This window comes from Bilophila sp. (assembly GCF_057864385.1).
The window spans coordinates 20,796-28,447 of the sequence record NZ_DBMAFI010000047.1; the positions used below are offsets into that span (position 1 = coordinate 20,796).

General features: G+C 59.0%; 9 protein-coding genes. All 9 read left to right on the top strand.

The features are described from left to right. Window positions 1-7 precede the first annotated feature (7 nt). From ACZM8Y_RS13400 to ACZM8Y_RS13440, 9 genes are read left to right on the top strand one after another with little or no spacing between them, the layout of a single operon-like run. Window positions 8-232, top strand: coding sequence for an HI1506-related protein (locus tag ACZM8Y_RS13400; protein WP_482334235.1), 225 nt, complete (start codon window positions 8-10; stop codon window positions 230-232). After that, a complete protein-coding gene (locus tag ACZM8Y_RS13405; protein ID WP_482334233.1) occupies window positions 229-660 on the top strand; it encodes a gp436 family protein in 432 nt (143 codons plus the stop codon). The genes ACZM8Y_RS13400 and ACZM8Y_RS13405 overlap by 4 nt, the downstream gene beginning before the upstream one ends. Window positions 661-662: 2 nt before the next feature. Continuing rightward, entirely contained in the window at window positions 663-1,241 is a 579-nt protein-coding gene (locus tag ACZM8Y_RS13410) for a phage virion morphogenesis protein (protein ID WP_482334231.1), read from the top strand. Beyond that, window positions 1,234-1,704 (top strand): phage protein Gp37, encoded by a 471-nt coding sequence (locus tag ACZM8Y_RS13415; protein WP_479858766.1) that lies wholly within the window; start codon window positions 1,234-1,236, stop codon window positions 1,702-1,704. The genes ACZM8Y_RS13410 and ACZM8Y_RS13415 overlap by 8 nt, the downstream gene beginning before the upstream one ends. Further along, entirely contained in the window at window positions 1,688-2,086 is a 399-nt protein-coding gene (locus tag ACZM8Y_RS13420; protein ID WP_482334229.1) for a phage tail terminator-like protein, read from the top strand. The genes ACZM8Y_RS13415 and ACZM8Y_RS13420 overlap by 17 nt, the downstream gene beginning before the upstream one ends. A 12-nt stretch (window positions 2,087-2,098) precedes the next feature. Continuing rightward, on the top strand, window positions 2,099-3,022 hold the full coding sequence (locus ACZM8Y_RS13425; RefSeq protein ID WP_482334227.1) for a phage tail tube protein: 924 nt from the start codon (window positions 2,099-2,101) through the stop codon (window positions 3,020-3,022). Window positions 3,023-3,050: 28 nt separating this feature from the next. Then, the gene (locus ACZM8Y_RS13430; protein WP_487479898.1) at window positions 3,051-3,485 is read left to right on the top strand and encodes a hypothetical protein; all 435 of its coding nucleotides are present in this window, start codon (window positions 3,051-3,053) and stop codon (window positions 3,483-3,485) included. Window positions 3,486-3,529: 44 nt separating this feature from the next. After that, on the top strand, window positions 3,530-3,886 hold the full coding sequence (locus ACZM8Y_RS13435) for a phage tail assembly chaperone (RefSeq protein WP_479858762.1): 357 nt from the start codon (window positions 3,530-3,532) through the stop codon (window positions 3,884-3,886). Continuing rightward, window positions 3,883-7,644: a tape measure protein gene (locus ACZM8Y_RS13440; RefSeq protein ID WP_489501791.1), complete on the top strand. Its 3,762-nt coding sequence runs from the start codon at window positions 3,883-3,885 to the stop codon at window positions 7,642-7,644. Before ACZM8Y_RS13435 ends, ACZM8Y_RS13440 begins: the two co-directional genes overlap by 4 nt. Window positions 7,645-7,652: the final 8 nt, after the last annotated feature.

The following is a 7,652-nucleotide window of genomic DNA, read 5'->3' on the forward strand; positions in this document are numbered from 1 at the left end:
TGACGTCATGATACGCATTACCGCAAAGAAAGACGGCTTCCGGCGGGCGGGCATCAGTCATGCCGGGACGCGGGACTATCCCGACGGGCGTTTTACGCCGGAAGAACTCGCTGCTCTCAAGGCCGAGCCTATGCTTGTTGTCGAGGAAATCACCGTTCCGAAGAAGGAGAAGGCTCCAGCGAAGGAGCCTGAGCATTCCACCCTAAGCGGGAAAAAGAAGACCGAAGCATGACCTACGCCACCTATGACGACCTTGTGACCCGGTTTGGTGAGATGAAGCTCACACAGCTTACCGACCGATCCATACCCCCGGCACGATATCCAGACAAGGCCGTCATAGGGGCGGCTCTCACCGACGCTACGGAAGCGATTGAGGGATATGCGGCGAGCCGTTACCGGATACCGCTCGATCCTGTCCCCGCTCCGGTGCGGCGGTGGTGTGCGGACATGGCTTTTTACTATCTTCACACGGCAGTCTCCGCGCCTGAGGGCGTCCGCAAGGCATTCGAGGATGCGCTTGCCGGACTCAAGGATATGGCGCGGGGCGTCATCGTCTTTCAGGCCGAGGGGGTGCCCACCGCGAATACTGACGCTTCCGGGGGCGTCCGGCTTGATGTCCCGAGCCGGATATTCAGCCCGGACAACCTCAAGGGGTTTTGAGCATGATCAGCATCAAGGCCACGGATGGAGCCGTCACCCTGTCCCTTTCGGTGGGGCTGAAACGCTTCGAGGCCGAGAAACCACGCATTCTCCGTGAAATTGGCATGTCCCTGCTCGTGAGCATCCGGCAGGGGTTTGAAGCAGAATGTTCTCCCGATGGCGAAGCGTGGGAACCGTTGAAGCCCGCGACCGTGCGGCAGAGAAAGGGCAACGCCCACCCTATTTTGCAGCGGCACGGGCGGCTCAAGAAGAGCATCACGCTCAACATGACACCGGACAGCGTAATTGTCGGGACGAACCTCGCCTATGCGGCGGTCCATCAGTTCGGAGCTGTCATCAATCGGGCTGTGGGTGCAACAAAATTGCACTTCCGGCGCATCAGTCGGGGAAAAAACAAGGGACAGGTGCGCTTTGCCAAGGCAAACGACAAACGCGCCAAGTTCGGCATGGCCTCAGCCGCATATAATATTCATATTCCAGCCCGTCCTTACCTGTTTCAACGCGACGGCGATATCCCGGACGACTGGAAGAGGGCGATCGTGGGCATCGTAAAAAGACATTTGGGGGTTGACCATGCCTAGTCTGACCGAAGTGCGTGACGCCGCCGTTACACAACTGCAAGCCGTTTTCCCGACACTTCCCCGCGTGGAAGCCTTTTCTGGGGAAATCACACTTGATGCCGTTGCCGAGAAAGGGCTTCCGCCCGGCGTGTCCGTACTCATCGCCGCTGTAGCCGCGGACAATGAGGCTGCGGGTGGCTCACTTGATTTTGATGTGACGGCCACCTTTGGGGCGCTTGTCGTCTCGAATAATGTGGCCGGAGCCGAGAGAGCGGAAGCCGAGGCGCTGGCCGTTGCTGAAAAAACGGCTCTGGTGCTCCATGGAAACGACTTCGGCCTGTCGGTGGGGCCCGCCGTGGTTCGTTCGTTGGAGGCGGTAACCGATGAGGAGCTTGCCGGACAGGGCGTGTGCGTCTGGTCCGTACTCTGGCGGCAATCATTTGCCTTTAGTCAAGGAGAAAACGCTGATGGCGTTTCTGTATGACACCCTGAAAGAGAAAGTTCGGTTTGCCGCCCGCGCGCTGGACCTGCCTCTCGGTTGGGAGGGGGAGCCGTTCGTGCCGCCGCACGCCAGCCACCTGCGGGCGCAGATTGTTTTTGAAAATCAGCGGCAGGCCACGCTCGGTATGGGCGGCCTCACCAAAATCGACGGGCGGATTGAGATCAAGGTGGTGGTCAAGGCCGGGGAGGATTCCCTTGCCGCGACGCTCGCCGATCAGATTGCCCGCCGGTTCCCGCGCGGGGATGACATCCACTTTGACGACGGAACCGGCACTATCACCACGCCCCGGAAGTCTGCGCCCGTCTGCGACGGCAAACGGACTGAGGCTGTGGTCAACGTGGGCTTTTACGCCTTCCAAGCCTAGAAGGATACAGGCATGTACACCATCGCATCCGGTGCAAACCACGGACTGAGGTATATCGAAGAGACGACGCCGGGCACAACGCCCGTGTCCCCCCGCATGGTTGAACTCAATCACAATTCCTGTTCGCTGACGCTCTCGCGCGATACGTTCACGGCGAACGCCCTGCGTCCTGATCGTCAAATCCCTTTCCACCGAACCGGCGTCGACAAGGTATCCGGTGATGTAGCTTTTGATCTTGTGTCTGGAGAGTACGATCCGTTTTTACAGGCAGCCCTTGCCGGGAATTGGAACGAGAACGTGCTGGACGCGGGAACGGCGGTTCACGCCTTCACGCTTGAACGCGCCTTTAAAAACATCGGCCAGTACGCGACGTATACGGGGTGTTTCGTCAATCAGCTTTCGCTCTCCATCAAACCCAATGAAATGATCACCGGCACGTTTTCGTTTGTGGGGCTTTCCGGGGGGAAAGGGAAAACGCCGCTTTCGGCTTCGCCGACACCGGCCCCGGAGGGTGATCCGTTCGACAGCTTCCGGGGGGCTCTCAAGGTCAATGAAACGGAAATTGCCGTTGTGACCGGAATCGATCTTACGCTCAACAACGGCATCGAGCCGCAGTACGCGCTTTTCAGCCGATCGGCGCAAGCCGTGAGTTGGGGACGGAGCACCCTTTCAGGTACCCTTTCGGCGTTCTATGTCGACGGGAATATCCCCGAGATGTTTATCAACGATACCCGCGTGAAGCTGGAGTTTACACTTGAGCGCGGCGAATATTCGTACACGTTTCTTATTCCCAACATCACGTTGACCGGCGCGGAAGACTCGGCGCAGTCCGAAGGCCCGATCACATTGTCGGTTCCGTGGTCCGCCGCTCTTGACGCCACGATCGGAACGAATTTCCGCATCACCCGCACCGTGCCCGAAGTCGACGAACCTTAATCTTTTACCACTCCAAAGGGGAAACCACATGAATAAAAACATGGAAACCGCCGTCACCGCCCCCGCCGCCTTTGACTTCGCCACCCGCGACGTGGCCGCCAAGGCTGAGGTGGGAGCCGATCTTGAAGTGCTCGATCCCGTCACTGGCGAAGCCGTCGGCGTCACCATCACGCTTGCCGGTGCCGATTCCACCATTCACCGCAAGGCCACAGCCACGATCGCCAAGCGCCGCATGAGCAACGCGAAGGGCTTCCGCAACCGGGCTCTTGATCCCGAAAAATTCGAGGCGGAAAGCATCGAAGTGCTCGCCGCCTGCACGCTCGGCTGGAAAGGCGTCGTCGTTGACGGCGCGCCCCTCCCGTGCGGCCGCGACAATGCCGTTATGCTGTACACCCGGTTCCCGTGGCTGCGTGAGCAGGTTGACCAGTTCATCAGCGACCGCTCGGCCTATTTGCAGGACTGACCGGGGCGCTGTGCGAAGCCGTCCGCGTCTGGGTATCCCGGATCATGCCCGAAGCGGACGGCACAACGCAGCGCGATCATATCCTTGAGGCATGCAGGCAGACGGGGAAGACGCCGGAAGAGCTCGGCTGCCCCGAAATCTCCCTTGAAGACGAGGAAATACCTATTCCCGACGAGGGGCTGTACCTCTGGTTCTTTTTTCAGGAGCTTTGCGGCGGACGCGGCAACAACGGTTTCGGCCCCATGCCGTTGTCATGGCCGGACATTGAAGCATGGGCACGGCTCACGTCCACCCCCCTCTCTCCATATGAAGTTTTGACGATCCGCAGCATGGATGCGGCCTTTCTGTCCGCCTATGCCAAAGAAACGGAAAGACGCGACAAAAGCAAGGGAAAGCGATGACAGGCAATACAACGACGGTAGGAATTGAAGTCCGCGCGGACGGTACGCAGGAAGCGGCCCGCGACCTTGCCGCCGTCGACGCTTCCCTCCAGAAGATCCGGACGGGCCTCGGCGGGACGGTACAGCCCGCCGGGGCCGCCGCGCAGGGGCTTGCCGATGTCGGCGATGCCGGAAAGAAAGCGGGGACTGGCCTTGACGTGGCCGCCCAAGCCGCCGGTGACGCCGGGCAAAAGTTTACAGGCGTCAATACGTCAGTCAAGAAAGCTTCTGAAAGTCTCGGTTCTGTCGCCAAGCTCGCCGCCAGCGCGAAGTTTGACAAAATGGCGACAGACCTTGGCGCAATGGGCGTCAAGCTGAACACCTCAAGCCTGCACGCGCAAAAGCTGGCAAAGGCCATGCAGCAGGTGGAACGTGAGCGGGCTTTTCAGCAGCTTGCCGCCGATGCCAATCTTTCCACGCTCCAGCTTGCCAAATTCCGCGCCGAGCTTGGCGACACGCGCGGCGCACTGGCGACGCTGTCAAACGGCCTTGGCCTCTCGAAAGCCGCCATGCTCGCCTTTACCGCCGCCGTCGCTTTCGGGGGGCAGGCGTGCCTTGAGGCCGCGCTGCAAGCCGATCGCATTTCAAAAGCCTATACCACAATCACTGGCTCGTCGTCCGCAGCACAGGCACAACTTTCCTATCTTTACGATGTGAGCAACCGGTTGGGGTTGCAGTTCCAGTCCACGGCGGAATCGGCAAAGACATTTTTCGCCGCGGGGAAAGGCACGTCCCTTGAAAAAGATCTGAACTCGATTTTTGAGGCCGTGGCGTCCGCCGGTGCCGCTCTTGCCTTGTCCCAAGACGATATGCAGGGTGCTTTTCTTGCTCTCGGCCAGATGATCAGCAAGGGCAAAGTGCAGGCCGAAGAATTGCGCGGGCAGCTTGGCGAACGTCTCCCCGGCGCGTTCCAGCTCGCGGCGAAGGCTATGGGCATGACCACGGCGGAGCTCGACAAGTTCATGGCCGACGGCAAATTGACGGCTGAGGACTTGCTCCCGAAACTTGCCAAGGTCATGCGGGAGGACTTTGGGGCCGCCGCAGAAGCCGCTGCAAGCGGATTGCAGGGACAGCTTAACCGCCTCTCTACGGAATGGACGCGGCTCAAGGCGGGAATGCTTGATGCCGATTCTGCGGCGGACGCCGTCGGCACGCTGGCACAGGTCATGAAATCCTTTGCTGATAATAGTGCAACAGTCGGCGCAATCGTCAGCAAGGCGCTCCAGTTCGCCGTGTGGAGCGCCGGGGCCTATGCCTTCATTAAGGCATTAGGCGGACTTGTCTCTGTTTTCACGACACTTAAGACCCTCTCCAGCGCCGTGAGTTTCGCCGGTATCGTTTCTGGAGCCGGGGCCATTGCCGTCGTTGTTGCAGCCGCCGCCGTTGCCGTAACCTCGCTCTGTACATCGACGGCGAGCGCCGATGATGTTTTCCGTAAGCACCAGTCGACGATTGACGCATACAAGAAAAAAATGGGCGAGGCCGCCGATGAGGTAAGGAACCTCAGCGCCGAACAGGATGAAGCCTACAAAAAATCGCTTGAGCGGCAACGCGACGTTTTAAAAACGGATATTGCAGCGGCAACGCAGAGTATCAACAGCGCCCTGTCCGGCCTGACTTTCCTGTCATTCGATCAGATTTTCAGCACAGACGGGACTCGGTTTGTTGAAGCCCGCTCGGAACTTGAGTCTTTAGGGCGCGAGCTTGCCAAGCTCGGCCAGAACATTACACAGGAGGATCTTGACGCCTACGCCGCAAAAGTACGGGCGATTGACGAGCGTATGCGCGCCGCAGGGTTGGCAACCAAGGCGTGGAATGACGCGATTGACAAGCTCTTGTACAGCAATGACTCCTTTGTCAAAAACCTTTCCGCGCTGATTGCCAAGGGCCTGAGCGTTGAGGACGCCCTGCGCCAGCTTGCCGCCGAAGCCGAACATACCAAGGTTGCCGTCGGAACCGGTTGGAATATTGATGTTGATAACGTGACCAAGGGCATCGACGCTATGGAAAAATCCATACGTTCGATGCAGTCCGAAATGCTTGGCGGCAAGGTATTTGAAAAGATCGTTTCCTCGCTCCCGAAGGATTTTCCTCTCGAAAAAGCAAAGGAACTCTTTGATATTTACCAAAAAACGCCGAACCTTGAACCGTGGCAGAGGGCGGGACAGGTTGCCGCCGCACTCGGCGGGCAGTATGCCGCTATGGGCGATAATGCCGTCAAAGGCATCAACAAACTTTTTTCCGCAGGTGCGGAACTCGGCAAGACTCAGGCGAAGTACGCGGCTTACCAGAAAAATTTACGTGACACCGCCAAGGATCACACATCCGCGTACAACCAGATGGAGAACAACGCGGCGTCGTACAAGTCTGAACTGGAGCAGACCGAGGCGTCCATTCGTTCCTTGCAGGCGCAGCTCGCCACGGCCCCCGGCGATGTCTTTTCGCGTGAACAGGCAAAGATCCTTGCCGACTATGAAAAGACGCTGGAAAAGATCAACGAAGAGGCCACAAAATACGCCAATAAAAAGGGCGTCAGCACCGAACAGGCCAATCAGCTTAAGAAGCAGAAAGAAATTGAAGCCGGGCTCAAGCGTGATCTTGATCTGCGGCAGGCGCAGGAAAAGGAAGAGAAGCGCCTGGCCGAACTCGCGCGCGACAAATACGAATTTTACAAGGAAATCGAGGAACTGACGGGGCAATACGGCCTTTCCCTGCAATTCCAGTCGGAAGTCATTGCCGCACAGGTGAAGGAACTTGAACGGCTTGAGATACCAGAGGAGTACATCAACCAGTGGCGTGAACTGAAAGAGCTTCAAGCGTCCCATGAATGGGCGGACGGTGCTCGGCGGGCTTTCCTGCAATACCGGGCCGATGCGACCGACGCGGCGAAGGGGGCTGAGGAAGCCTTTTCCTCGCTCTATTCCGGTATGGATTCCGGCTGGAAGTCGGTATGGGAACAGATGATCGAGACGGGGAAAGTGTCGCTGTCGTCGTTCCGCTCGCTGTTTGTATCGTTCCTTGCCGATTTGATGCACATGGCGATCACCCGGCCCATCACCGTGCAGATTGCGGGCGTGGTGTCCGGTATGCTCGGTACGGGCGGCGTTGCGTATGCTGCGGGGGGGAGTGGCGGCTCTGGAATAGGGTTCGGCAACTTGCCGTTCTCCAGCCTGTTGCCCGATTCGTGGACGTCTGGCGCGGCAGGCTTCTTTTCCGGCATAACCGGGGGGATCAATAGTTTTGCCTCAAATGTGACGGGTGGTTTTTTTGCGTCTTCGGCAACTGAGGCTCAATTTAATGCATTGGCGAATAGTATTACAGGGGGGTGGGGGGTAGGAGGTTCCACGCTTCTCGGCACGCTCGGCGCGGCCGGTACTGGTTTCGGCCTTGGTTCCCTTGCGGGCAACCTGCTTTTCCCCAACCAGCCAAACATCAGTACAGGCGCGGGGATTGGCGGCGGGCTCGGTGCGGCCATCGGTTCCGTGGTGCCCGGCATCGGTACGCTTCTCGGTGGTACAATCGGCAGCCTGCTCGGTGGAGGGATTGGCTCCCTCTTCGGCGGCGGGCGGCGGACGCACGCCAGCGTGTACGGCAAAATGGAGAATGTGGGCTTCTCGCGTGACCCGCAGACGTACATTGACGCCTTCATGGGTGGGGCGTGGTATGACCGGGCCGGGCGGAAGGAAGCCGAGCCCGGTCATACCACGCCCCACCCATGAAGGCGTCA